The 24585-nt window shown below is 73.4% G+C and carries 18 protein-coding genes and 1 pseudogene; 8 read left to right on the top strand and 11 right to left on the bottom strand.

Annotated features, from left to right (window positions below; genetic code table 11):
- Positions 1-111: 111 nt before the first annotated feature.
- Entirely contained in the window at positions 112-996 is an 885-nt protein-coding gene (locus tag HUT19_RS10155) for a hypothetical protein (RefSeq protein WP_176180146.1), read from the bottom strand.
- Between the two features lie 230 nt (positions 997-1226).
- Between HUT19_RS10155 and HUT19_RS10150 the strand changes: the two genes are divergently transcribed.
- The 3 genes and pseudogenes from HUT19_RS10150 (at position 1227) to HUT19_RS10140 (ending at position 5067) form a co-directional block, all read left to right on the top strand.
- Positions 1227-3260 (top strand): HAMP domain-containing protein, encoded by a 2034-nt coding sequence (locus HUT19_RS10150; protein WP_176180145.1) that lies wholly within the window; start codon positions 1227-1229, stop codon positions 3258-3260.
- A 56-nt stretch (positions 3261-3316) separates the two neighbouring features.
- Positions 3317-4492 (top strand): annotated as a pseudogene (gene pgsB / locus HUT19_RS10145) (poly-gamma-glutamate synthase PgsB); the annotation flags it as partial.
- A gap of 92 nt (positions 4493-4584) precedes the next feature.
- The gene (locus HUT19_RS10140) at positions 4585-5067 is read left to right on the top strand and encodes a poly-gamma-glutamate biosynthesis protein PgsC/CapC (RefSeq protein WP_254885511.1); all 483 of its coding nucleotides are present in this window, start codon (positions 4585-4587) and stop codon (positions 5065-5067) included.
- Positions 5068-5227: 160 nt separating this feature from the next.
- Here HUT19_RS10140 and HUT19_RS10135 read toward each other — a convergent pair whose 3' ends face one another.
- Entirely contained in the window at positions 5228-5656 is a 429-nt protein-coding gene (locus tag HUT19_RS10135) for an NTP pyrophosphohydrolase (RefSeq protein WP_176180143.1), read from the bottom strand.
- 70 nt (positions 5657-5726) lie between these two features.
- Here HUT19_RS10135 and HUT19_RS10130 point away from each other — a divergent pair, with 70 nt between their 5' ends.
- On the top strand, positions 5727-6779 hold the full coding sequence (locus HUT19_RS10130) for a hypothetical protein (RefSeq protein WP_176180142.1): 1053 nt from the start codon (positions 5727-5729) through the stop codon (positions 6777-6779).
- A gap of 118 nt (positions 6780-6897) precedes the next feature.
- On the opposite strand, the gene HUT19_RS10125 is transcribed toward HUT19_RS10130, so the two are convergent.
- From HUT19_RS10125 to HUT19_RS10105, 5 genes are all read right to left on the bottom strand, one after another.
- Positions 6898-9036: a 3-hydroxyacyl-CoA dehydrogenase NAD-binding domain-containing protein gene (locus HUT19_RS10125; protein WP_176180141.1), complete on the bottom strand. Its 2139-nt coding sequence runs from the start codon at positions 9034-9036 to the stop codon at positions 6898-6900.
- Positions 9033-10250: an acetyl-CoA C-acyltransferase gene (locus tag HUT19_RS10120; RefSeq protein WP_176180140.1), complete on the bottom strand. Its 1218-nt coding sequence runs from the start codon at positions 10248-10250 to the stop codon at positions 9033-9035. The genes HUT19_RS10125 and HUT19_RS10120 overlap by 4 nt, the downstream gene beginning before the upstream one ends.
- A 170-nt stretch (positions 10251-10420) precedes the next feature.
- Complete coding sequence (locus tag HUT19_RS10115) at positions 10421-11698, bottom strand: ribonuclease D (protein ID WP_176180139.1); 1278 nt, start codon at positions 11696-11698, stop codon at positions 10421-10423.
- 108 nt (positions 11699-11806) lie between these two features.
- Positions 11807-12466, bottom strand: a complete 660-nt coding sequence (locus tag HUT19_RS10110) for a response regulator transcription factor (RefSeq protein ID WP_014175686.1) — start codon at positions 12464-12466, stop codon at positions 11807-11809.
- Positions 12467-12662: 196 nt separating this feature from the next.
- On the bottom strand, positions 12663-13394 hold the full coding sequence (locus HUT19_RS10105; protein ID WP_176180138.1) for a DUF3000 domain-containing protein: 732 nt from the start codon (positions 13392-13394) through the stop codon (positions 12663-12665).
- A gap of 91 nt (positions 13395-13485) precedes the next feature.
- On the opposite strand from HUT19_RS10105, the gene hemE reads away from it, so the two are divergent.
- Complete coding sequence (gene hemE, locus HUT19_RS10100; RefSeq protein ID WP_176180137.1) at positions 13486-14577, top strand: uroporphyrinogen decarboxylase; 1092 nt, start codon at positions 13486-13488, stop codon at positions 14575-14577.
- Between the two features lie 40 nt (positions 14578-14617).
- A complete protein-coding gene (locus tag HUT19_RS10095; protein WP_176180136.1) occupies positions 14618-16150 on the top strand; it encodes a hypothetical protein in 1533 nt (510 codons plus the stop codon).
- A 143-nt stretch (positions 16151-16293) separates the two neighbouring features.
- On the opposite strand, the gene HUT19_RS10090 is transcribed toward HUT19_RS10095, so the two are convergent.
- The 4 genes from HUT19_RS10090 to HUT19_RS10075 form a co-directional block, all read right to left on the bottom strand.
- Positions 16294-17682, bottom strand: coding sequence for an FAD-dependent oxidoreductase (locus HUT19_RS10090; RefSeq protein WP_176180135.1), 1389 nt, complete (start codon positions 17680-17682; stop codon positions 16294-16296).
- Positions 17683-17729: 47 nt separating this feature from the next.
- On the bottom strand, positions 17730-19181 hold the full coding sequence (locus HUT19_RS10085) for an MFS transporter (protein ID WP_176180134.1): 1452 nt from the start codon (positions 19179-19181) through the stop codon (positions 17730-17732).
- Positions 19182-19293: 112 nt separating this feature from the next.
- Entirely contained in the window at positions 19294-20115 is an 822-nt protein-coding gene (locus HUT19_RS10080) for an IclR family transcriptional regulator (RefSeq protein WP_176180133.1), read from the bottom strand.
- A complete protein-coding gene (locus HUT19_RS10075; protein ID WP_176180132.1) occupies positions 20112-21299 on the bottom strand; it encodes a 4-hydroxybenzoate 3-monooxygenase in 1188 nt (395 codons plus the stop codon). Before HUT19_RS10075 ends, HUT19_RS10080 begins: the two co-directional genes overlap by 4 nt.
- Positions 21300-21384: 85 nt before the next feature.
- Between HUT19_RS10075 and HUT19_RS10070 the strand changes: the two genes are divergently transcribed.
- Both HUT19_RS10070 and hemG read left to right on the top strand, forming a co-directional pair.
- Entirely contained in the window at positions 21385-23121 is a 1737-nt protein-coding gene (locus HUT19_RS10070) for an IclR family transcriptional regulator C-terminal domain-containing protein (RefSeq protein WP_176180131.1), read from the top strand.
- Positions 23122-23133: 12 nt separating this feature from the next.
- Positions 23134-24585 (top strand): protoporphyrinogen oxidase, encoded by a 1452-nt coding sequence (gene hemG, locus HUT19_RS10065; RefSeq protein WP_176180130.1) that lies wholly within the window; start codon positions 23134-23136, stop codon positions 24583-24585.

Genomic DNA, 24585 nt, shown 5'->3' with positions numbered 1-24585 from the left:
TGGCTGACGGCTTTTCACGGACGGTCCGCGGCGCTTGGGGGAGCATCGCAGGGCGGAGTGTCCGGCCTCGGCCGGGCTGCGCCGGGCCCGCCAGGAGCCGGTGATACGGCCCTAGCCTCTCCCCAGCCGCCCCGCCGTCCGCGCCAGCGCGTGGACCATCCGTGAGCGGGCCCGGGGGGAGTCGCGGACGCTGCGGCTGGTCTCGATGTGCAGGAAGGAGACATCGTGCGCGGCCGCCGTGCGCGCCTGCACATTGGTGGTGCCCTCCAGTTCGCCGCAGTCCCGCCGCCAGGCCCGGCACACCTCGAACCCGTCGGCGAAGAGCAGGTGCGCCGCCTCGCGCACCAGCGCCCCGGCCCGGCCGGGACCCGGCGAGACCACCACGTCGTTGCCCGGTGAGCTGTCGTCGGCGAAGCCGTGGACCTGGATGCCGGGGATCCGGCGGGCGGCGAGCGCCGCGCAGACGGCGTCGAACACCGAGTCCTCGCGGTGTGCCACGTCCGCCGTGTTGCCCTTGCCCGCGTGGCGGGTGGCGCCCGCCAGCACCAGGACCCCGCCGGGTGCCCGGGAGAACAGCTCGGCGCCCATCAGCTCGGTGTGCTGGTCCGACACCGGGTGCGGCACCTGAGCGCTCCACCGCACCCGGCTGCTCAGATCGACGTACACCTCGCCCCAGCCGCGCCGCGATGCCCCGCGACCGCCGGTCCCGGTGACCTGGGCGACCCGTCGGCCCGAACCAGCCAGCCGCACCGTGCGCACGCCGTAGCCGGCCCTGGACAGCGGGCCGCGCGCCGCGTCGGGCCTGCCGTCGAGCAGCCGGGTGATCCCCTCGCCGATCCCGGCGCGTTCGGCGGCGCTGGGGGGCCGGTATGCGCCGTTACGGGGGAAGTCCGCCACGTACGCGCGGACATGCCGCTCCAGGCCGAAGGCCGACGGGGCCGGGGGCGACCCGGAGTCCTGGCGCGCGAGCGTAATGAGTGTTCCCGAGGCGCACAAGGCGAGTACGAAAGCAATGGCCCAAAATCGCCGCCTCCTCGGCCCAAAGCTGAACGGATTTCTCAATGTGATACACCTCACAGCAACTTTCGCCCCCTGGATATCAACGCGCCGATAAATCCCGTCATCAGTAAGGGAAGAGGGAAAACCAAAGGAAAAGAGAATGGCATATGGGTTTAGCCGTAAGGGTCGCACGGCGCTCGCCCCCAAGGCGAAGAAAACGCGCGGACATGCCTCTTCTCGGGGGTGTCCGCCCGCCCATAGCCGCGTTGGGCGTGTTCTTGCTCGCCGTCGCGGGATTCACCGCCCTGACCGTTGGGCATTCGGACGACCGCGGGGTCTCGCGCGCCGTGGCAGAGGCTCAGCAGGACGTGGCCGCCGATGCCGCCGGATCCCTTCGCGCCTCGCTGGAGCAGAGCTCCGGTGACCTGCGCGACGCCACCGAACTGCTCCGCCTCGGCGACCCGGGCACCCCTGAGGAGGCGCTGCGCAAGCTCGCGGGCGCCTACCACAAGTGGCGCGGCCTCTCGGTGGTGGATGCCGCCACCGGCCGCCCGCTCGCCTCGCACGGAGAGGCCGTGCCGCCGGAGCGCCCGCTGGTCCGCCATGCAGGGGACAGACCGCGCTCCCGCCTCGTCAGGCTCCCCTCCGGTGAGTCCCGGGTACTGTCCTTCGCGCCCCTCGACGCGCCGGACGGGGGAGGGCGGCTGCTGGTCGCCTCCCGCGCGCTGCCCGTGCCGGACGAGCGGGCGGGCCGCGCCACCTTCGTCGTGAACACCGACGGCCGGATCCTCGCCGCCTCCGGCGACCGGAACGGCGACGAGCCCCTGCGTGAGCTGGCCCGCGAGTCCGGCCGGGCCCGGGGCGCGACGGGCAGCCATACCGCACGCGGCGACCGCGGCCACTTCGCCGTCGTCGGCCACGCGGCCGTACCGGCGGGCGACGGGGGACAGGACTTCGGCCTGGTCGTGGCCTCCGGCGCACAGGTCCCGGAGGGCACCGCCGTCGGGAGCGACCGGTGGCGGGGTGCGGGCGCGGCTGCCGCTCTGCTGGCGATCTGTCTCGCCGTCACCTGGATGCTGATCCGCTGGATCCAGCGCCCGGTGCTCCGATTGCACCTGGACGCCCGCCGCCTCGCGCAGGGCGATCTCGCGCGCCCGGTGGCCCGGTACGGGCACGGCGAGACAGCGCGGCTCGGCGGGTCTCTGGAGTCGCTGCGACGCCAACTGCTGGGCGAGCGCGAGGAGACCGCGCGTTCGCGTGCCCGCGGCAGCGTGCGCCTCACCGTGCTGGGCTGCGTGGTGCTCGTGACGTCCTGGTCCTGCGCGCTGCCGCTGATGAACCTGGCCGAAGGCGGGGAGCCGGTGCCCGCCCATGTCGTGCGCGCCCAGAGGGACCGCACCGACGCCGCGTCCGGCCGGGTACGGCGGGTGCTCGGCGAAGGCGCCGCCGATCTGTCCTCCGTCGCCCTGCTCGCGGGACATACGCCCGACGGGCTCGGGAGGGCCCTGAAGGCGGCGCTGCCCGAGCACAGCGCATGGCGCTCGCTCTACCTCCTCGGCCGGGACGGGGAGGTCCTGGAACGCGCGGGCGGTACCCCGTACGACGCGGACCGCAAGGCCGTCCTGAGCCGGGTCAAGCGCGGTACGCCCGCCGTCCTCCAGCTCAACCACCGCGGCAGGGTGCCGGTGTCGGCGGCGGTGGTCCCGGTGGGCGGCCGGGCTCTGGTGGCCGAGTTCCGGCCCGAGGTCCTCAGCGGGGCACTCGACCGCGCCCATATCGGCCGGGCCTGGCTGGTCGACGCGGACGACAAGGTCATCGGCTCCAACGACGGCTTCATCGCCTTCGCCTCACTGCCCGGCCGCCCCGGGGACGGCGCCACGCTCACCACCGCGGCCCCCGTACGGGGCACCGGCGCCGTCAACGCCCTCAGGTGGCGCGTGGTCACCCACAAGCCGGTCTCCTGGCTGCCGCTCGCCTCGTACGAGACGCAGCGCCGGGCCGAGGTCGCCGGGCTGCTCGCGTTCGGCGCGGCCGTGCTGTGCCTGGGCTGGCTGGAGCTGGCCGTACTGCGCCCGCTCCGGGCCCTGGACCGGTCCGCCGCCGCGCTCGCCGCCGGTGATCTGCAGACCGTGCGATACCCCCGCCACCACGACGAGGTCGGTTCGGTCGTCCGCAGCCTGGAGCTGATCCGGCAGCGGTTGGCCGCCGCGGAGCCGAGCGCCACCGGCACGCCCAGACCCGTCGTCGGGCAGCCGCGCTGAGCCGGGCTCGCCCGCCGTTCCTGACGAACCTCCCCCCACAACCCACAAGCGGAGACATGCTTTTCCTCTACATCGTCTTCCTCCTCTGCTCCCTCGGGCTGCTCGTCGCCGGAGTGGTCGAGCAACGCAGACACTTCGAGAACCTGGCGCGGATGCCGCATCGCGTGCTGGTCAACGGCATCCGGGGCAAGAGCTCCATCACCCGCCTGTGCGCGGGCGCGCTGCGTGGCGGAGGGCTGGTCACGGTCGCCAAAACCACCGGCACCGCCGCCCGCTTCATCCACCCGGACGCCACCGAGGAGCCCGTCTACCGGAAGTTCGGCATCGCCAACGTCGTCGAGCAGATCGGCATCGTCCGGCGGGCCGCGGCGTGTCGGCCCCAGGCCCTGGTGATCGAGTGCATGGCGGTGATGCCCGCCCTCCAGGAGGTCAACCAGACCAAGCTCATCCGTTCGACCATCGGTGTGCTGTGCAATGTCCGTGAGGACCACCTGATCGAGATGGGACCGACGCTCGATGACGTGGCCCGTTCGCTGTGCCGCTCCATGCCGGCCGGCGGCGTGTGCGTGACCGCCGAGCGCGACCGGCTGCACATCCTGCGGGAGGAAGCCGCCGTCCGCGACTGCGAGCTGATCACCGTCGACCCGGAGTCCGTCACGGACGAGGAGTTGCGCGGCTTCAGCTGGTTCACCTTCAAGGAGAACGTCGCGATAGCGGTCGCGGTGGCCGGGCTGCTCGGCGTCGACCGGCAGACGGCGCTGCGGGGCATGTGGGCGGCGCCGCCCGACCCGGGCGTGCTGTCGGTGCAGAAGTACCGCACGCCGCGGGGCGCCCGGCTCGGCTTCGCCAATGTGTTCGCCGCCAACGACCCCGAGTCGACGCTGATGAACGTGCGCCGGCTGATGGAGCTCGGCGCGATCCGCCGTCCGCTGCACGTCCTCGTCAACTGCCGTCCGGACCGGGTCGAGCGCAACGGCCAGATGGGGGCCCTCGTGCCCGAACTGGACCCCGAGTCGGTGTTCCTGATCGGCCACCCCACCAAGAGCGCACGCAAGGGCATACCCGACAGCTGGACGGGCCGGGTCGTCGATCTCGGCGGCGACCACCGCGACGCGGACGAGCTGATGGGAGCCGTCCTTGAGGGGGTCGGCGGCAGCGACGCGTCCCTCGTCGCGATCGGCAACATCCACGGGCAGGGCGAGCGGCTCCTGGAACGGCTGGCACGGCTGCCCACGGCCGGTGCCCCGATGACCACCGCCACCGCCACGCCCATCACGACCCTGACCGCGACCGAGACCGCGACCGACGGCACCGGAGGCGCCCAGTGAACCCCGTCGTCCTCAGCCCGGACATGGCCGCCCTGGGTATCGCCCTCGGCCTGCTCTTCTCCCTGGTCTGCTATCTGACGACCAATCTCTCGCCCGGGGGCATGATTACGCCCGGCTGGCTCGCCCTCACCCTCGTCGAGGACCTGCGGCTGGCCTCCATGGTCCTCGGCGTGACCGTGCTGACGTATCTGTCCACCAGACTGCTGCAGGGCGCGGTGATCCTCTACGGGAAGCGGTTGTTCGCCGCGGTCGTGATGTGCGGCGTCCTGCTCCAGGCGACGCTCTACATGGTGCTGCGGAATCAGTTCCCGATGCTTTTCTCGCACCAGACACTGGGCTATATCGTGCCCGGTCTCATTGCCTATCAACTGGTCCGGCAACCCCCGCGCGCCACCTTGGTGTCCACCGCCACGGTTACCCTCGGCGCCTATGCCGTCCTCGCTGTGGGGGCCTTGCTCGACGTGCTGCCGCGCGCCTGACGAAAGGCGGGAAAGGGGGGCGGAACGGAACGGGGGATGGAGCGGAAAAGAGAGCGGGAAATGGTGCGGAAAATAGAGCGGGAAACGGAGAGCAGGCCCGGAGAGAGGAAAACGGAGAGCCGGGAAAAGGAGGGAACAGCCGGATAATTCCTCGGGGCGGTCAGCCGGAACGCACCGCCCGGGGACCGGCCACCCCGGCCCCGAGCGCTCCCACCCGCTTCCGCAGCTCCCGGTCGGCGGTCACCACCAGGCACGGGCGGTCCGGCTCCCGCTCCGCGACGAGCTCCACGATCCGGTCGTCGCCGCTGCCCGGCGCGGCGTCCACGCCGACCCCCTCCACCGGCTCCACCCCACGGGCCGCGCCCTCGACCACCAGCACGAGGTCCAGCGGCGGACGGGTCGCCCACCCGGGGACGCCGGTGTCCTGCCGAAGGCCGTCGACCGCGAGGGCGGCCAGCCGGTCGCGCAACCGCTCGGCCGCGCCGCGTCGGTCGCGCCACCAGCCGTCGGGCACCGAACCGACCACATTGGCCGCGTCCACGACCACCAGACCGGGGGCCGGGGCGGGACCGGCGTCAGAACCGTTCATAGAACAGGCAAAATACTATGGACGGGGTAGGAACACGGCGGTTGGCGCCGGGGAAGGTTGGCGGCGGGCCATGGCGTTGCGGTTGCTCCGCGGCAAGGACGGCAGGCTCACGGCCTACGCACCGGTGGCGGGGGGTGTCGCCCGCTGGACCGAGGACCGCCCGGGAGGGCCGTCGTGGACGGGTCCCTGGCTGATAGCGGCCCCGGACCTCGGCGCGGTGACGGTCGCTCAGGGTGCCGACGGCTATGCGCATCTGGTGGGGCTGCGGCGCAAACCCGGCCCCGAGGGCGAGCCCCCGCGGGTCGAAGTCGTCCACGCCACCCAGTTCCAGACGGGCCGTCCGCTGACCGCGTGGCACGCGCTCGGCACCCCGCACCCCAAGGACCGGGGCAAGGCGGCGCGCACCGGTGCCCCCGCCGTGGCCGTGGACGCCTCGGGCGCGGTGCACGTCTTCGTGCGCAACGCCGGGAGCGGGGTGAGCTGCCGCCGCCAGGACGCCAAGGGCAAATGGGGCGGCTGGACCGACTTGAAGGGCAAGGACGTCCTCGACGGGCTGTCGGCCGCCGCGACCGCCGACGGCCGGGTCGAACTGCTCGCCCCGGCCAGTGCGGGAGCGGCCCTGCGCTGGTACCAGCCGGAGCCCGGCGGTGCCCTGCGCCGCGGCGCGGACATACCGGCGCGCGTCCAGGCGTGGTCCGCCTCCGCCGTGGAGACCAGCCGGGACACCGTCACCCACTACTGGCGGGACGCGGACGGCGGCGGGCTGCTCGCCTGGCGCCCGGACGCGGACGCCACCGCGTCCCTGGGCGGGACCGCGGGCGCCGGGCCGGCCGCCGTGCTCCGCGCGCCCGTGGACGGCCACGACTGCACCGTGCTGGCCCACCGCGACACCGGGAGCGGCCGGCTGGCCGTCGCCGCCCATCCGACGGAGGACGAGTCGGCGGGCGTGTGGTGGACACCCTCGGGCGAACAGGGTGCCCGCGACCCGGCGCTGGCCCTCGACGGGCTGGGCCGGGTGGTGCTGGCCGCCGTCTCCCTCGACGGCGTGCTGCTGGTGGCCCGCCAGAAGATTGATGAAGGCGGACTGGCCCTGCGGGCCTGGACCCGCGTCGGCGGCCGCTGAGAGGGCCGCTGGAGGCCCGGGAGACACCGCGAACGCCGACGGGCGCCGGCCGGACGGATCGTCAGAGGTCCATCCGGCCGGCGCCCGTGGATCAGGGCAGGGTCGCCAGGCCGCCCGGCTACGCCGGGACGCTGGCCAGGCCCGGAGCCAGGAACTTCTTCCCGGTCACCCGCTCCGAAACGCCCTCGCGGTCCAGGTACGGCGTGATGCCGCCCAGGTGGAAGGGCCAGCCCGCACCGGTGATCAGGCACAGGTCGATGTCCTGCGCCTCGGCGACGACGCCCTCGTCGAGCATCAGGCCGATCTCCTGCGCGACGGCGTCCAGCACCCGGGCGCGCACCTGCTCCTCGGTCAGGACGGTGTCGCCCTGCTGCATCAGCGCCACCACCTCCGGGTCCAGCTTGGGCTCAGCAGACCCGTCGGCGGAGTGGACGTAGAAGCCGCGCTTGCCCGCCTCGACCACGCGCCTGAGGTTCTCCGAGACCGTGAAGCGGTCCGGGAACGCGCCGTGCAGCGTCTCCGAGACATGCAGACCGATCGCCGGGCCGACCAGCTCCAGCAGCACCAGCGGGGACATCGGCAGTCCGAGCGGCTCGACCGCCCGCTCGGCCACGTCGATCGGGGTGCCCTCGTCGATGACGTTCTGGATCTCGCCCATGAAGCGGGTCAGGATCCGGTTGACGACGAACGCCGGGGCGTCCTTGACCAGCACGGCCGTCTTCTTCAGCTTCTTGGCCACGCCGAAGGCGGTGGCCAGCGCCGCGTCATCGGTCCGCTCACCGCGGACGATCTCCAGCAGCGGCAGCACGGCGACCGGGTTGAAGAAGTGGAAGCCCACGACCCGCTCGGGGTGCTTGAGCTTGGCGGCCATCTCGGAGACCGACAGCGAGGAGGTGTTGGTGGCGAGAATGGCGTGCTCCGGCACGACCGCCTCGACCTCGGCGAACACCTTCTGCTTGACGCCCATCTCCTCGAAGACGGCCTCGATGACGAAGTCGGCGTCACCGAACGCGGCGGCCTTGTCCAGGGAGCCGCTGACCAGGGCCTTGAGCCGGTTGGCCTTGTCCTGGTTGATCCGGCCCTTGAGCAGCAGCTTGTCGATCTCGCCGTGGACGTAGCCCACGCCCTTGTCCACCCGCTCCTGGTCGATGTCGGTCAGCACGACCGGCACCTCCAGACGGCGGGCGAACAGCATCGCCAGCTGCGAGGCCATCAGACCGGCGCCCACCACACCCACCTTGGTGACCGGGCGGGCCAGCGACTTGTCCGGCGCACCGGCCGGGCGCTTGCCGCGCTTCTGCACCAGGTTGAAGGCGTAGATACCGCTGCGCAGCTCACCGCCCATGATCAGGTCGGCCAGCGCCTTGTCCTCGGCGTCGAACCCGCGAGCCAGGTCGCCGTTGCGGGAGGCGTCGATGATCTCCAGCGCGCGGTACGCGGCCGGGGCCGCCCCGTGCACCTTGCTGTCGGCGATGGCACGGCCGCGTACGACGGCCTCGTGCCAGGCGTCGCCGCGGTCCACCTCGGGCCGGGCGATCTCGATCTCGCCCTTGAGGACGGCCGCGGTCCAGATCAGCGACTGCTCCAGGAAGTCGGCGCCCTCGAAGATCGCGTCCGCGATCCCGAGCTCGTGGACCTGCTGCCCCTTGAGCTGCTTGTTCTGGTTGAGCGCGTTCTCGATGATCACCGAGACGGCGCGGTCGGCACCGATCAGGTTGGGCAGCAGTGCGCAGCCGCCCCAGCCGGGGACCAGGCCGAGGAAGACCTCGGGCAGCGAGAAGGCGGGCAGCGCGGCCGAGACCGTGCGGTAGGTGCAGTGCAGCCCGACCTCGACACCGCCGCCCATCGCCGCGCCGTTGTAGTACGCGAAGGTCGGCACGGCCAGCGAGGACAGCCGCTTGAAGACCGCGTGGCCGCCCTTGCCGATGGCGAGCGCGTCCTCGTGGCGCTTGAGCAGCTCCACGCCCTTGAGGTCGGCCCCGACGGCGAAGATGAACGGCTTGCCGGTGAGGCCCACACCGACGATCGAGCCGTCCGCGGCCTCCTTCTCGACCTGGTCGAGCGCCGTGTTGAGGTTGGCGAGCGAGGCCGGGCCGAAGGTGGTCGGCTTGGTGTGGTCCAGGCCGTTGTCCAGGGTGATGAGCGCGAAGCGGCCCGCGTTCTGGGGGAGGTCGAGGTGGCGGATGTGCGCCTGGGTCACGACCTCGTCCGGGAACAGCTCGGCGGCTCGCTTGAGAAGTTCTGCGGTGGTGGTCACTTGTTCCCCTCGAAGTGCGGGTTCTCCCAGATCACGGTGGCGCCCATACCGAAGCCGACGCACATGGTGGTGATGCCGTAGCGGACCTCGGGCTGCTCCTCGAACTGCCGGGACAGCTGGGTCATCAGACGGACGCCGGAGGAGGCGAGCGGGTGGCCGTAGGCGATCGCGCCGCCGTACTGGTTGACGCGCGGGTCGTCGTCGGCGAGGCCGTAGTGGTCCAGGAAGGACAGCACCTGGACGGCGAACGCCTCGTTGATCTCGAACAGACCGATGTCGTCGATGGTCAGCCCCGCCTTGGTGAGGGCCTTCTTGGTCGACGGGACCGGGCCGTAGCCCATCACCTCGGGCTCGACACCCGCGAAGGCGAACGAGACCAGGCGCATCCTGACCGGGAGCCCCAGCTCACGGGCGAAGTCCTCGGAGGCCAGCAGCGAGGCGGTGGCGCCGTCGTTGAGACCGGCGGAGTTGCCCGCGGTGACCCGGCCGTGCGGACGGAACGGGGTCTTCAGCGTGGCCAGGTTCTCCAGCGTGGTGCCCGGGCGCATCGGCTCGTCGGCGGTGGCCAGACCCCAGCCGGTCTCGCCGCCCTCGGGGCTGGTGCGGCGCACCGAGATCGGCACCAGGTCCTGCTGGATCTTGCCGTTGGCGTACGCCTTGGCGGCCTTCTCCTGGCTGCGCACCGCGTACTCGTCGGCGCGCTGCTTGGTCAGGTGCGGCAGCCGGTCGTGGAGGTTCTCCGCGGTCATGCCCATGAAGAGGGCCGACTCGTCGACCAGCTTCTCCGAGACGAAGCGGGGGTTGGGGTCGACGGCCTCGCCCATCGGGTGCCGGCCCATGTGCTCGACACCGCCCGCGACCACCGCGTCGTAGGCGCCGAAGGCGATGGAACCCGCGGTGGCGGTGACGGCCGTCATCGCACCGGCACACATCCGGTCGATGGAGTAGCCGGGGACGGACTGGGGCAGCCCGGCGAGGATGCCCGCGGTGCGGCCGAGGGTCAGGCCCTGGTCGCCGATCTGCGTCGTCGCGGCGACGGCCACCTCGTCGATGCGCTCCGGCGGCAGATCCGGGTTGCGGCGCAGCAGCTCCCGGATGCACTTGACGACCATGTCGTCGGCGCGGGTCTCGTGGTAGATGCCCTTCGGGCCCGCCTTGCCGAATGGGGTGCGGACGCCGTCGACGAAGACGACGTCCCTAGCGGTACGAGGCACGTTGGCTCTCCTCCAGGTGCGGGATGGCACTGCTGCGGGCACGCCGAGGACGGCGGGTACCCATCCCTCATGCTACTTATGAGTAACCACGGTGCCCAGTCCCCGCCGCCGGAGCGTCGAAGGTCACAGACCCGAGCGGCCGCACACCCCGCCGGTCCCCGCCCGCCACCTCAGGCCGGGGCCGCCTGAAGGGCCCCGGTGAGCACCTCGGCCACCTGCTCGATCTGCCAGGGGCGTGCGCCATGACCGGCGAGAACGACGCGGACGGCATCCGCGGTGGGCTCCTCCGGGGGCTCCCAGCACAGCCGCCGCACGGTGTCCGGGGCGATCAGGTTCTCCTGGGGCAGATTCAGCCGTTCGGCCAGCGCGGTCACCGCCGCCCGGGCCGCGGAGAGCCGCGCCGCCGCGGCCGGGTCCTTGTCGGCCCAGGCCCGGGGCGGCGGAGGACCGGCCACCGGCTGGCCCGGCTGGGGGAGTTCCGCCTCCGGCAGGGCTCGCGCCCGGTCCACCGCGGCCTGCCACTGCTCGAGCTGGCGGCGGCTCATCCGGTGGCCGAAGCCGTTCAGCGCGGACAGCGCCCGGACGGTCGAGGGCACCGCGAGCGCGGCCTCGACGATCGCCGCGTCCCCCAGCACCTTGCCCGGGGAGACGTCGCGGCGCTGGGCGATATGGTCCCGGGCCGTCCACAGCTCGCGCACCACGGCCATCTGCCGCCGCCGCCGGACCTTGTGCATCCCCGACGTGCGCCGCCAGGGGTCCTTGCGCGGCGGGGCGGGCGGGGCCGCGGCGATGGCCGCGAACTCCTGGTGCGCCCAGTCCAGCTTCCGCTGCCGGGTCAGCTCCTCCTCCAGCGCGTCGCGCAGGTCCACCAGCAGCTCGACATCGAGCGCGGCGTAGTGCAGCCAGGGCTCGGGCAGCGGGCGGGTGGACCAGTCGACGGCCGAGTGGCCCTTCTCCAGGGCGTAGCCGAGGATGTTCTCGACCATGGCGCCCAGCCCCACCCGGGCGAACCCGGCCAGCCGGCCCGCGAGTTCGGTGTCGAAGAGCCGGGCCGGGACCATGCCTATGTCACGCAGGCACGGCAGGTCCTGGGTGGCGGCGTGCAGCACCCACTCGGCGTCGGCGATGGCGTCCCCCAGCCCCGAGAGATCGGGGCAGCCGACGGGATCGATCAGTGCGGTCCCCGCTCCGGCCCGGCGCAGCTGGACCAGATAGGCCCGCTGCCCGTAGCGGTAGCCGGAGGCGCGCTCGGCGTCGACGGCCACCGGCCCGTGGCCCGCGGCGAAGGCCGCCACGACCTCGGCGAGTCCGTCCGCGTCCGCGGTGACGGGCGGGATGCCCTCGCGCGGCTCCAGCAAGGGGACCGTCGCCGGGGGGAGGTCGTCCGGAGGAGCGCCCCCGGTGGTTCGCAGTGTCGTCTCTGCTGCGGTCTCTTGGGCGTCGGTCACCTGTCAAGGGTAGCTGTGCACGCCGGGTACGCAGGGCGCCCGTCGACGGAACGTTCCGTCGACGGGCGCGGGGGCGGGTGGGCGGCGTGGTGGCCGGGCGGGTACGACTCAGTGAATGATCCCGGTACGCAGCGCGACCGCGACCATTCCGGCCCGGTCGCCGGTGCCCAGCTTGCGGGCGATCCGGGCGAGGTGGCTTTTGACGGTGAGGGCGGACAGGCCCATCGAGACGCCGATGGCCTTGTTGGACTGGCCCTCCGCAACCAGCCTCAGCACCTCGACCTCGCGGCCCGACAGCTCCCGGTAGCCCCCGGGGTGGCCGGGCGCGCCCGGCGGGCGGCGGTGCATCCGGGCGGCGGCACCGAGCGGGGCGGCGCCCGGACGGCCCGGGATGCCCAGATTGGTGCGGGTGCCGGTGACGACATAGCCCTTGACGCCGCCGGCCAGGGCGTTGCGTACGGCGCCGATGTCGTCGGCGGCGGACAGGGCGAGGCCATTGGGCCAGCCCGCGGCCCGGGTCTCGGACAGCAGTGTGAGGCCGGAGCCGTCGGGGAGGTGGACATCGGCGACGCAGATGTCCCGCGGGTTGCCGATACGGGGACGGGCCTCCGCGATGGACGACGCCTCGATGACGTCGCGCACCCCTAGGGCCCACAGATGACGGGTGACGGTGGAACGGACGCGGGGGTCGGCGACGACGACCATGGCCGTCGGCTTGTTCGGGCGGTAGGCGACCAGGCTGGACGGTTGCTCGAGGAGAACAGACACCAGGCCTCCTGGGAAGTTGTGGGACGGGTCACCACGTCCTTCGGCACCGATACGGCCCGGCTTTAGAGAATGATCACGATTTGGTGAGTAACAATTCGGGCAATTAGGACGGCTTTTCGATCAATGGTGCTCTCTTGAGGGCTCGGTTCTCCCCCAGCGGTAGCCGGGGGAGAACCGAGCCCTCAAAGAAAGGGGGTCAGCGGGCCCCGGGGCCGCGGCGCTGAGGCAGGGAGACGACGCCCGCCTCCGCCGCCCCCACCGGGGGCAGCCCCGCGATCTGGCACAGCAGATCGCACCAGGCGGCCAGATGCGCCCCGGTGTCCGGCGCCCCCGGCTCCGCCGCGTCCTCGCCCGCCCGCTCCTCCGGCCGTCGTCCGGAGCGGGCCGGTTCGGGGGCCGGATGCTCCGAGGGCGTCCAGGAGGCGCGGATCTCGATCCGGGTCGAGGGCTCCCGCTCACTCATCGCGCCGAAGTAGTGCGAGCTGGCGCGGGTCACCGTGCCGCTGGGCTCGCCGTAGGACAGCCCGCGCGCCTCCAGCGCGCCGGTCAGCCAGGACCAGCACACCTCGGGCAGCAGCGGATCGGCCGCGATCTCCGGCTCCAGATCCGCGTGGACCAGCGTGACCAGGCGGAACGTACCCTGCCAGGCATCGTGCCCGGCCGGGTCGTGCAGCAGGATCAGCCGTCCCTCGGCCAGCTCCTCGTCCTCGTCCGCGCCGTCCGCGGTGACCACCGCCTCCAGCGCGTACGAGAAGGGGGCGAGCCGCCGGGGCGGTGGGGTCGGATCGAGCTCCACCTCGGGCCGCACCCGCACACCGCGCAGCCCGGCGACCGCACGCCGGAAGGCGAGCGGGGCGTCCTCCCCACCCGCGTTGGTGCCGTCAGCGCCGTCAGCACCGTTCGAGAGGTGTCCTTGAACCGCTGCCATGCCCGGAAGACTAGGCGCATCGGGGGCCTCAACCGGGGAGGAACACCCGGGTTGGCGGGTCACTCGTTCGGCCCGTGCGAAGATTTGGTGCATGAGCGCCACAGAGCGGCCCTCGGGCCAGCAGCAGACCGGCCGCGCCACGGCCGGTGCCACCGCCGATTCGGCCTTTCTGCGGGCCTGTCGGAAGGAGCCGGTGCCGCACACCCCGGTGTGGTTCATGCGGCAGGCCGGGCGCTCGCTTCCGGAGTACCGCAAGGTCCGCGAGGGCACCGCGATGCTCGAGTCCTGCATGCGGCCCGACCTGGTCACCGAGATCACCCTCCAGCCGGTGCGCCGGCACCATGTGGACGCGGCGATCTACTTCAGCGACATCGTGGTGCCGCTCAAGGCCATCGGCCTCCATCTCGACATCAAGCCCGGCGTCGGCCCCGTCGTGGAGCGGCCCATCCGCACCCGCGCCGATCTGGAGCGGCTGCGTCCGCTCGAGCCGGACGATGTGAAGTACGTCACGGAAGCGGTCGGGATGCTCGTCGGGGAGCTCGGCGCGACCCCGCTCATCGGTTTCGCGGGCGCGCCCTTCACGCTCGCCAGCTATCTGGTGGAGGGCGGCCCCTCGCGCAACCACGAGCACACCAAGGCCCTGATGTACGGCGACCCGGAGCTGTGGGCCGACCTGCTGGACCGGCTCGCCGACATCACCGCCGCCTTCCTGAAGGTCCAGATCGAAGCGGGCGCCTCGGCGGTCCAGCTCTTCGACTCCTGGGTCGGCGCCCTGGCCCCCGCCGACTACCGCCGCAGCGTGATGCCCGCCTCCGTGAAGGTCTTCGACGCCGTCGCCGGCTACGGCGTGCCGCGTATCCACTTCGGCGTCGGCACCGGTGAGCTGCTCGGGCTGCTGGGCGAGGCCGGGGCGGATGTCGTCGGCGTCGACTGGCGGGTGCCGCTGGACGAGGCCGCCCGCCGGGTGGGCCCCGGGAAGGCGCTCCAGGGCAATCTCGACCCGGCGGTGCTCTTCGCCCCGCGCGGGGCGGTGGAGGCCAAGGCGGCCGAGGTGCTGGACGCGGCCCAGGGCCTGGAAGGGCATATCTTCAACCTCGGCCACGGAGTGCTGCCCACCACCGACCCGGACGCCCTGACCCGGCTCGTCGAATACGTCCACACCCGCACCGCACGCTCCGTCTGACGGGCGGAACCACCGTGGGACACCGCGCGTCGTTCCGATCATGAACGACTTGCACGCCGCCGCCGTCGAGGAACTGGCCGACGCCTGGGACACGATCTGGCTCTACGGCGAGGCGCGGGAGGACGACTACGACCGGGCGGTCCTGGACTGTGCCGCCCGGCTCGCGGCCGATCCGGGCGGTCCGTCGGCGTATGTCTGGACCCTGGGCCTGGTGATGACGGCGCCGTACGTCGGCGGTCTGCGGGCCGAAGAACTGGTCACCCCGGTGACGGAAGCCCTCGTCGCCGCCGACGCCGCCCTGCGGGACCGGCCCTGCGGCCACACCTCGCATCCGTACCAGACGCACTACGGGGACATCGACGAGGACCTCGCCGACGAACTGCGGCTGATAGCCGACGAGACGGCGTGGCAAGAGCCGTCCGCGCCCCGCGAGGAGTGGCGCTGTCCGCGCAACGTCGCCGGGTTCGCCCGTATCGCCCGGAACATCGTGCACCCCGGCTCGGCCGAGGACATCCCGCCCCGGCTGCCGAGGGAGGCCCTGCGGCGCATCAAGCACCTGTCGGCGGTGCTGGAGGGCTATCCCGAGAGCGAGGTCTACGAAGAGCTGGCGTCCGTGGGGCGGGACCTCTGCCTCGCCGACGATCCGCTGGACATGGCCGGGTACGTCATGGCCGTCCGGGGGGTCAGCCGGCACGCGGTCTCCGGGATGATCCGCGCCGAGTTCGTCCTCGAAGAACTGGTCGACGGGCTGGAGAAGGCCCTGTCCCGGTTCGCGGACGCCGCGTGCGGGCACCAGACGCATCCGGCGCTGTCCGACAGCGGACCGGAGGCCGCCGAACTGGGCATCGTCCTCAGCAGCCCCGCCGGACGGGGCGTCTTCGAGGACGGGTGGGGGAACAAGGGCAGGCTGGACGTCCTGCTGTGCCCGGCCTTCATCGCCGATCACGCGCGGGAGACCCTGGAACTGCTGCGGACCGGTCGGGAGCAGCTCTTCGGGCGCCGTGACACCTCCTCCCTGGACGCCGAGTACCTGCGCCCGGACGGACGGCTGGACATCGGGCTGATCGTGGAGCGGCTCGATGACACACCCTCGAACCAGCCGTACGCCCTGGATCTGGGGCTGTGGGCGGCCCGCCGCTACAGCGAGGCCACCGATGAGCGGGAGCGGACCGTGCTGCTGCTGACCGTCGGTCGGACGATGCGGATCGCCTACCCGGACCCGCCGGTCTCCGTGCTCGGCGAGGTCGAGCCGGTGCTGCGGAGCGCCGCCGCCGCGCGCCCCGAGGGTGAGTGCGGGCACCCGGCCCATCCGCCGATGGACCGGGGTGCCTTCCGTGGCGGTCTGGCACACCTCTACGCCCCCGAGGAGCACCCGGCGCCCGAGGGCGTCCTGGACTCCGGCGCCTGGATCTGCGCGTGGTCCCTTGCCGCGTACGCGGAGGACGTGCTGAAGGATCTGGAGGGGCTGCTGGAAGAGGACGAGTACCTCTATGAGTGCCGCGTCAGCCAAGGTTCGCCCGGGAGCGGGGCGTCCTGGTGCGTGCGATCGCACGGCGGCCGGAAGCCCTCGTAGGGGGCCTCCTCGGGCCTTCGGCCAACGCGGCGAGAGGGGGCACCTCCCAGCGGTAGCTGGGGGAGCGTGCCGGGGCGGCGAGCGGGGCGAACCTTGGCTGACGCGGCACCAGGGCGAGGGCGGACGGCCCGGAAGGGTTCCGGCTACCCGGACTCCGCCGCCCGTACGGCCGCCACCGCCCGGCGCGCCGCCACCTGCACCGGGTCCCACACCGGTGAGAACGGCGGCGCGTACCCCAGGTCCAGCGCGGCCACCTGGTCCACCGTCATCCCGGCGGTCAGCGCGACCGCCGCGATGTCCACGCGCTTGCCCGCGCCCTCCCGGCCCACGATCTGGGCGCCCAGCAGCCGCCCGGTGCGGCGCTCGGCGAGCATCTTCACGGTCATCGGGCGGGTGCCGGGGTAGTACCCGGCGCGGCTGGTCGAGTCGGCCGTGACGGTCACGAACCGCAGTCCCACGGCCGCGGCCTCGGCCTCCAGCAGCCCGGTGCGGGCGATCTCCAGATCGCAGACCTTGCTGACCGCCGTGCCCACCACACCGGGGAAGGTGGCGTAGCCGCCGCCCACATTGGTGCCGATGACCTGGCCCTGCTTGTTGGCGTGGGTGCCCAGGGGGATGTGCCGGGTGCGGCCGGAGACCAGGTGGAGGACCTCGACGCAGTCGCCGCCCGCCCAGATGTTCTCGTGTCCGCGCACCCGCATCGCCAGATCGGTCAGCAGCCCGCCGGACTCGCCCAGCGGCAGCCCCGCCTCGTGGGCGAGCCCGGTCTCGGGGACCACCCCGAGGCCCAGCACGACCAGTTCGGCCGGGTACTCGCTGACCTTGGTGGCCACACCCCGCACCCGGCCGTCCTCACCGGTCATCACCTCGGCGACCTCCGCTCCGGTGACGGTGTCGATGCCGAGTCCGGTCATCGCCTCGCGCACCAGCCGCCCCATGTCGGGGTCGAGCGTGGCCATCGGCTGCTCACCCCGTTCCAGGACGGTGACCCGGCAGCCGCGCCGGATCAGGGCCTCGGCCATCTCCACCCCGATGTAGCCCGCGCCGACCACGACCGCGCGCTCGACCCGGGTGCCCTCGAGGGTGTCCAGCAGGGCCCGGCCGTCGTCCAGGGTCTGCACCCCGTGCACACCGGGCGCGTCGATCCCCGGCATCGAGGGGCGGCGCGGCCGGGCGCCGGTGGCGATCACCAGATCGTCGTAGCCGTACCAGCGTTCGCCGTCGCCGCGCGGATCGAGATCCCGGACCAGGACGCGCTGTCCGGCCGGGTCGATCTCGATGGCCTCGGTGCACAGCCGGACGTCGATACCGCGTCCGCGGTGGGTCTCGGGCGTCCGGGCGACCAGGGCGTCGGGGCCGTCCACATCGCCGCCGACCCAGTAGGGGATGCCGCAGGCCGAGTACGAGGTGAAGTGGCCGCGCTCGAAGGCGAGGATCTCCAGATCGCTCCGGCTGCTGAGTCTGCGTGCCTGGGACGCCGCGGACATCCCCGCCGCGTCGCCCCCGATGATCACCATTCGCCGCGCCGCCATGGCCCGTGCCCCTCCGCCGCGTTGGGTCCCGCTCTGCCGGGACCACGCTACGTGCGCGCGGGGCCCTCGCGGACGAGGCCGTAGAGCACGGCACTGGCGAGCATCAGCGCGCCGTCGATGACGACGGCCCGCGTCCAGCTGCCGTAGGCGTCGAAGAGGGTGCCGCCGAGCGCCGGGCTGATCACCGCGCCGATCTCTCCGACCAGGTTGAACAGGCCGAAGGCGGCGCCCCGTTCGGCGGCGTCGACCACGTCGTTGAGCAGGGCGTGCGCCATCGGCTGGAGGGCGTTGAAGAACAGCGAGGTGATGAAGAGCAGCACCGACATCACCCACAAGGAGGGTGTGCTGTGGGTGTGCAGATACCCGGCGAAGACCAGTACCAGCGCTCCCTGGACCACGGTGAACGCGACCAGCAGCGGCCGCCGCCCCCGCCCCCGGCCCTTGGCCCGGTCCGACAGCCAGCCCCCGGCGGGGAAGCCGAGGAGGCCCGCGCCCGCGTTGAAGGTGGCCACCAGCGCGGCGTTCTGGAACGAGCTGTGGGCGGCGTCGGCCACGATCGACACCGACCAGAAGCTGAAGAACCACAGGTTCCACATCACCGCGATGAAGGCGAAGCTGAGCAGCAGCACCTCGCGGTTCCGGGAGACGGCGCCCATCCGCCCGCCGCGCCGGGCGAACACCGCCCCGATGAGGAGGAACGCGAGCACACACTCCAGGGCGGCCACGCCCCAGCTCGGCAGCCCCGCCCCGTCGGCGATCAGATAGACCGCCATGACGGCGGCGCACAGCACCGCCGAGATCCCCAGCAGCCGCAGCGCGGAGCCGGTGGCCTTGAGCGGGCCGCCGATCCGGCGCATATAGGCCGCGGTGGCCCAGCCGAACGCGAGGGTCGCCCCGCCCAGCACCAGGAACGGCATCCGCCAGGCGTCCTCGGGGCCGAACACCTCCGCGCCCCAGGCCAGCAGATGGGGTGCGGAGACGGTCGCGACCGTCAGTCCGATGGACAGTCCGGTGATGGCGACGCCCATGCCGAGTCCGGCCTTGGCGGGCGGGGTGCGCTGGGCGATCAGCGAACGGTCGTTGGAGTAGAAGACGCCCTCGCCGAGCCCGGTCAGCACCCGCAGCACCACGAAGGCGACCAGCCCGGTGACCAGTCCGCTGGCGAGCGTGGTCAGCCCCGCCCACACCAGCGAGATCGCCAGCATGGTGCGAGGACCGAACCGGTCCCCGAGATAGCCGCCGGGGAACTGAGTGAGCATGTAGCCCGCGAAGAACAGACTGCCGATCAGACCGCCGAGGGCGTGCGGATGGGTGGCGGAACCCAGCATGCCGTGGTCGTTGTCGATCAGCCAGGTGACGACCGGGCCGGTGATGGTGCGGTCGGCGTAGGAGAACAGCCAGCCGCCGAGCAGCATCGCCCACAGGGTGTGGTGCGGCTGCCAGCGCCCGGTCCCGGCCGGGCGGGGCACGGTCTGGGTCTCGGTGGTGACGTCGGGCATGTCCCATGTCCCCCTTCGGGCCCGGGGGTCCGGGCTTCCGGCGTGGTGAGCGGTGGGTGGGGCGGCCCACAGAATCCGGCCGGGGACGAAGCGGCGGCAAGGGCTCCTTCCGTCAGCCGGAAAGGTCCGCCCGGTCCTCGCCCCAGGCGGTGGCGAGGGTCCGGGAGATTCCCTGCGCGGCGACCCGCACCGCCGGAACCAGCCCCGGAGCCCGCCCCTCCGCGGCCGGTACGACCACCGAGAGCGAGGCCACCACCTCCCCGCCGGGGCCGTGTACCGGGGCCGCCACCGACAGCCCGTCCACCGTGATCTGGCGGTCGCTGACGGCCACCCCGGCGCGCCGCACCTCGGCGAGGGCGGCCCGCAGCCGGGCGGGGTGCTGGATGGTGAACTCGGTGAAGCGGCGCATCGGCCGGGCGCACACCCGCTCCAGCAGCCGGGGCGGACCGTAGGCGAGCAGCACCAGACCGACGCCCGTGGCGTGCAGCGGCAGCCGCCCGCCGACGCGGGTGCGCACCCGCACCGCGGACCGTCCCGAGATCAGCTCCACGTACACCACGTCCAGGCCGTCGCGCACGGCGAGCTGGACGTTCTCATGGGTGGCCTCGTACAGGTCCTCCATGAACGGCAGCGCCGCCTCGCGCACCCCGACACCGCGCGGTGAGAGCGTCGCGACCTCCCACAGCCGCAGCCCGATGTGGTAGGCCCCGCTCGTGTCCCGCTCCAGGGCGCCCCACCGCGTCAGCGAGGCGACCAGCCGGTGCGCGGTGGCCAGTGGCAGTCCGGCGCGGCGGGCCAGGGCGGTGAGCGACAGCGAGCGGTGGGTCGCGTCGAACGCCTCCAGGACCGCCAGCACCCGGCCCGCGACCGTACGGCTTTCAGGCGGGCCGTCCTGGCCCGGGCCCCGGGTGGCCGGGGGACTCGGCGCCGTCATGACAGCGGGAGGCCGACGTAGTTCTCGGCCAGCTCGGCGGAGGCGGTGGCGGAGGAGGCGATCCGGTCCAGCTGCGCGACCTGGAGGCGGTCCTCGAACGGGCTCTGGTCCGGCCGCCGGTGCAGGGTCTCGGTCATGAAGAACGAGAAGCGCTCGGCCTGCCACACCCGGCGCAGACAGGTCGCCGCATAGCCGTCCAGCAGCTCGGTGGAGCCGGTGCGGTGGTGCTCGACGAGCGCGCGGGCCAGGGTGAGGACGTCGGAGACGGCCAGGTTGAGCCCCTTGGCGCCGGTGGGCGGCACGATGTGCGCCGCGTCGCCCGCCAGGAAGAGCCTGCCGTGACGCATCGGCTCCCGCACGAAGCTGCGCATCGGGGTGACCGACACGGCGGTGATCGGACCGCGCTCCAGCGTCCAGCCGTCGTCGGTGCCCAGACGGACGCTCAGCTCGTCCCAGATCCGGTCGTGCGGCCACTCGGCGGGGTCCGTGCCGTTCGGCACCTGGAGGTAGAGCCGGGAGACCCGCGGCGAGCGCATGCTGTGCAGCGCGAAGCCGCGCTGGTGCCGGGCGTAGATCAACTCCTCGCAGGACGGCGGCACATCGGCCAGCACCCCCAGCCAGGAGTACGGGTAGCCGCGCTCGAAGGTGCGCGCCCGGTCGGCCGGGACCGCGCGCCGGGCGATGCCGTGGAAGCCGTCGCAGCCCGCCACCACATCGCAGACCAGGGTCCGTTCGCGACCCTCGTGGCGGAAGCGGATCTCCGGTGCGGCGGAGTCCGGCCTCTCCACCGCCAGCGCCTCCGCCCCGAAGAGCAGCGGCGGTCCGGCCTCGCCGCCCTCGCCGAGCTGGAGTGCGATCAGATCCTTGACCAGCTCGGTCTGGGCGTAGACGGTGACCGACCGGCCGCCGGTGGCCGCGGGGAAGTCGACGCGGTGCCGACGGCCGTCGAAGCGCAGCTCGATGCCGTGGTGGACCAGCCCCTCGCGGTCCAGCCGCGCGCCCGCGCCGCATGCGCGCAGCGCGTCCACCGTGCCCTGCTCCAGGATCCCGGCCCGCTGGCGCCGCTCGGCATACGCCCGGTCCCGGCTCTCCAGCACCACACAGTCGATCCCCGCCCGGTGCAGCAGCCGGGCGAGCAGCAGACCGGCGGGCCCCGCGCCGATGATGCCGACGGTCGTGCGCATCGATACGTCCCTTCGTCCGGGCCGAGGTGATGCGAGTCGGCCCCGGCAGTTGTTCGCCCAGTGAAACTTTGTTCATAATTGGCTGATGGTGAGTCTCAGCCCAGTGCCCCCGCCTGTCAATGGCCCCGTCGGCCCGCTCGAGCGCGGCCTCGCCGTGCTGCGCGAGCTGACCCGGCTGGCCGCGCACGAGGGCCGCGCCACGGTCCGGCCCGGCGATCTCGTCCGTGGCACGGGGCTCGCCCGGTCCGTTGTCGACCGGGTGGTGGCCACCCTCGACCAGTTGGGATACCTCACGCTCGACGGGCGCGACATCGGCCTCGCCGCCCGGCTGATGGAGCTGGGCAACGCGTATCTCGCGGCCTGCGGACTGCCCGACGCGCTCGGGCCCTTCGCCGAACGGCTCGCGGACCGGCTCGACGAATCGGTCTCGGTGGCCGTGCCCGACGGCGACGGAGTGCGCTTCGTCGTCCAGGCCACCCGCCGCCGCACCATGTCCCTGGCCTTCCGGATCGGCGAACTGCTCCCCGCCGAGCGCTGCGCGCCGGGCGCGCTGTTCGCCGCGGACTGGGACGGGCCGGCCTGGGCCGCCTGGCGCGCCCGCCGCGCCGCTGATCCGCTGGACACCGCCTTCCCGGCCGTCGCGCCCGGCCGGCCGCCCGCCCCGGACACCGACTTCGAGGCCCGCGCCGAGGCCGCCGCCCGCGACGGCTGGTCCCTGGACGACCAGCTGATCGAACCGGGCCTGGTGGCCGTGTCGGTGCCGGTCCGCGACCCGGCGGGCCGTATCGCCTGCGCGGTCAACGTGGTCAGCCACACCAGCCGCCACGACGCCGCCTCGCTGCGCGCCGCCGTCCTGGACCCGCTGCGGGCCGAGCTCCCCGCGATGGAGGGGGCGTTGGCCACGCCGCGGGGGAGGGGCGGCGCGGAGCCGTCCGGTCCGGTGGGTGCCCCGGGGGAGGATCCCGCACGGCTGGCCAAACGGGAGCTGGGGGCCGGGTTCCTCCAGTCCCTCGCCCGCGGGCTCGCCGTGCTGCGGGCCCTGGGCGCGGCCGACGCCGCCACCGGCGGACTCTCCCTCACCGCCGTCGCCGAGGCCACCGGGCTGCCCCGGGCCACCGCCCGCCGTTCGCTGCTGACCCTCGTCGAGCTGGGCTACGCCGCGGCCGACGACCGGGGCTTCCGGCCGCTGCCGAAGGTGCTGGAACTCGGCTGCACCCCGCTGGCCGACCTCACCTTCACCGACCTCGCCGCGCCGCATCTGCGCGAACTGGTCCGCACCGTCCAGGAATCGGCGTCCCTGGCCGTGCTCGACGACGGCGACATCCGGTACGTCGCCCGCGTGCCCACCGTCCGCATCATGAGCGTCAACATCACCCTCGGCACCCGCTTCCCCGCCTACGCCACCTCCATGGGGCGGGTGCTGCTCGCGGGCCTTGACGAGCGGGCCCGCGCCGGATATCTGGCCGGGCTGGCCCCCGAGCCGCTGACCCGGCACACCGTGACCTCCGTGCCCGAGCTGGCCCGGCTGCTGGAGCGGACGGCGGCCGACGGACACGCGCTCGTCGACGAGGAGTTGGAGGAGGGTCTGCGGTCGCTCGCCGTGCCCGTACGGGACGCGGACGGCCGGGTGGCGGCCGCGCTCAACGTGGCGACCCACGCGGGCCGCGGCAGCGTGGAGAGCACCCGCCGCGAACTGCTCCCGGCGCTGCGCGCCGCCGCCGCCCGGATCGAAGCCGACCTGGCCGTCGCCGCCGCGTACCGCCCGCTCGGGACGGGTTCCCCGGAGGCCACCCGGTCCCCGCGGCCCGGGAAGGGGGTCTGAGACAGTGGGGGCATGAGCGCAGTGAGCACCCCCGGGGCGGGGCGTACCGGCCATGTGGCCGTCATCGGCGGCGGGATCTCCGGTCTGGCGGCGGCCCACCGGCTGCTGGAGGCCGGGACGCGGGTGACCGTCCTGGAGGCGTCCGGGCGGCTCGGCGGCAAGCTGCACGCGGGGGAGATCGAGGGCGTTCCGGTGGACCTCGGCGCCGAGTCGATGCTGGCCCGGCGGCCCGAGGCGGTGGAGCTGGCGCGCGCGGTCGGCATCGGGGACCGGCTCCAGCCCCCGGCGACCGCGAACGCCTCCCTGTGGACGCGCGGCGAACTGCGGCCGCTGCCCAAGGGCCATGTGATGGGTGTGCCCGGTGATCTCGCGCCGCTGGCCGCCTCCGGGGTGATCTCGGACGACGGGCTCGCGCGGATCGCCAAGGAGGGGACGCTGCCGCCCACGGAGGTCGGCGAGGACGTGGCGCTCGGCGAGTTCATCGCGGCGCGGCTCGGCCGGGAGGTTGTCGACCGGCTCGTCGAGCCGCTGCTCGGCGGGGTGTACGCGGGCGATGTCTACCGCACCTCGATGCGCGCGTCGGTGCCCGCTCTCTTCGAGGTGGCCCGCTCCGACCGTCCGCTGACCGAGGGCGTGAGGGAGCTGGCCGAGCGGGCCGCGCGCCGCCAGGACGGCCCGGTCTTCATGGGCATCGACGGCGGAATCGGACGGCTGCCGCTCGCGGTGGCCGACGCGGTCCGCGCCCGGGGCGGCGAGATCCGCACCCACACGCCCGTACGGGAGCTGCGGCGGACCGCCGACGGCTGGACCGTCGCCACCGACGGCGCTGCGCTCCGGGCCGACGCGGTGGTGCTGGCCGCCCCCGCACCCGCCGCCGCGCGGCTGCTCGCCGCCGACTCCCCGGCCGCCTCCGCCGAGCTGGCCACCGTCGACTACGCCTCCATGGCACTGATCACTATGGCCTTCCGCCGCGCGGACGTGGAAGCGCTCGCCCAGGGCAGCGGCTTCCTGGTCCCGCCCGTCGACGGCCACACGATCAAGGCCGCCACCTTCTCCAGCCGCAAATGGGGCTGGCTGCGGGACGCGGACCCCGATCTGTTTGTGCTGCGTACCTCGATCGGGCGGTTCGAGGACGAGGAGGACCTGAAGCGCGACGACGCCGATCTGGTAGGGATGTCGCTCGCCGATCTCGGTGAGGCGGTGGGTCTCGCCGCCCGGCCCGTCGCGACCCGGGTCGACCGCTGGGACGGCGGGCTGCCGCAGTACCCCGTCGGCCATCTGGACCGGGTGGCCCGCATCCGCGCGGAGGTCGCCAAGCTGCCGGGACTGCGGGTGTGCGGCGCTCAGTACGACGGCGTCGGCATCCCCGCCTGTATCGCCGGCGCCCGCCGGGCGGCCGACGAGCTGGTGGAGCACACCGGAGCCACCCTGGAGCCGGGCACCGGAGGCCGGGAGCGAGAATAG

The organism is Streptomyces sp. NA02950 (assembly GCF_013364155.1).
Classification (GTDB): Bacteria; Actinomycetota; Actinomycetes; order Streptomycetales; family Streptomycetaceae; genus Streptomyces.
The sequence above is the reverse complement of the archived record's forward strand: the minus strand, read 5'-3'. Positions and strand labels throughout refer to the sequence as shown.

What these genes read in the sequence shown, in the direction of transcription:
- HUT19_RS10150 (WP_176180145.1), top strand. Translation starts at nt 1,227, where the DNA reads ATGCCTCTTCTCGGGGGTGTCCGCCCGCCCATAGCCGCGTTGGGCGTG.
- HUT19_RS10135 (WP_176180143.1), bottom strand. Translation starts at nt 5,656, where the DNA reads ATGAACGGTTCTGACGCCGGTCCCGCCCCGGCCCCCGGTCTGGTGGTC.
- HUT19_RS10130 (WP_176180142.1), top strand. Translation starts at nt 5,727, where the DNA reads ATGGCGTTGCGGTTGCTCCGCGGCAAGGACGGCAGGCTCACGGCCTAC.
- HUT19_RS10105 (WP_176180138.1), bottom strand. Translation starts at nt 13,394, where the DNA reads ATGGCAGCGGTTCAAGGACACCTCTCGAACGGTGCTGACGGCGCTGAC.
- hemE (WP_176180137.1), top strand. Translation starts at nt 13,486, where the DNA reads ATGAGCGCCACAGAGCGGCCCTCGGGCCAGCAGCAGACCGGCCGCGCC.
- HUT19_RS10095 (WP_176180136.1), top strand. Translation starts at nt 14,618, where the DNA reads ATGAACGACTTGCACGCCGCCGCCGTCGAGGAACTGGCCGACGCCTGG.
- HUT19_RS10090 (WP_176180135.1), bottom strand. Translation starts at nt 17,682, where the DNA reads ATGGCGGCGCGGCGAATGGTGATCATCGGGGGCGACGCGGCGGGGATG.
- HUT19_RS10085 (WP_176180134.1), bottom strand. Translation starts at nt 19,181, where the DNA reads ATGCCCGACGTCACCACCGAGACCCAGACCGTGCCCCGCCCGGCCGGG.
- HUT19_RS10080 (WP_176180133.1), bottom strand. Translation starts at nt 20,115, where the DNA reads ATGACGGCGCCGAGTCCCCCGGCCACCCGGGGCCCGGGCCAGGACGGC.
- HUT19_RS10075 (WP_176180132.1), bottom strand. Translation starts at nt 21,299, where the DNA reads ATGCGCACGACCGTCGGCATCATCGGCGCGGGGCCCGCCGGTCTGCTG.
- HUT19_RS10070 (WP_176180131.1), top strand. Translation starts at nt 21,385, where the DNA reads ATGGTGAGTCTCAGCCCAGTGCCCCCGCCTGTCAATGGCCCCGTCGGC.
- hemG (WP_176180130.1), top strand. Translation starts at nt 23,134, where the DNA reads ATGAGCGCAGTGAGCACCCCCGGGGCGGGGCGTACCGGCCATGTGGCC.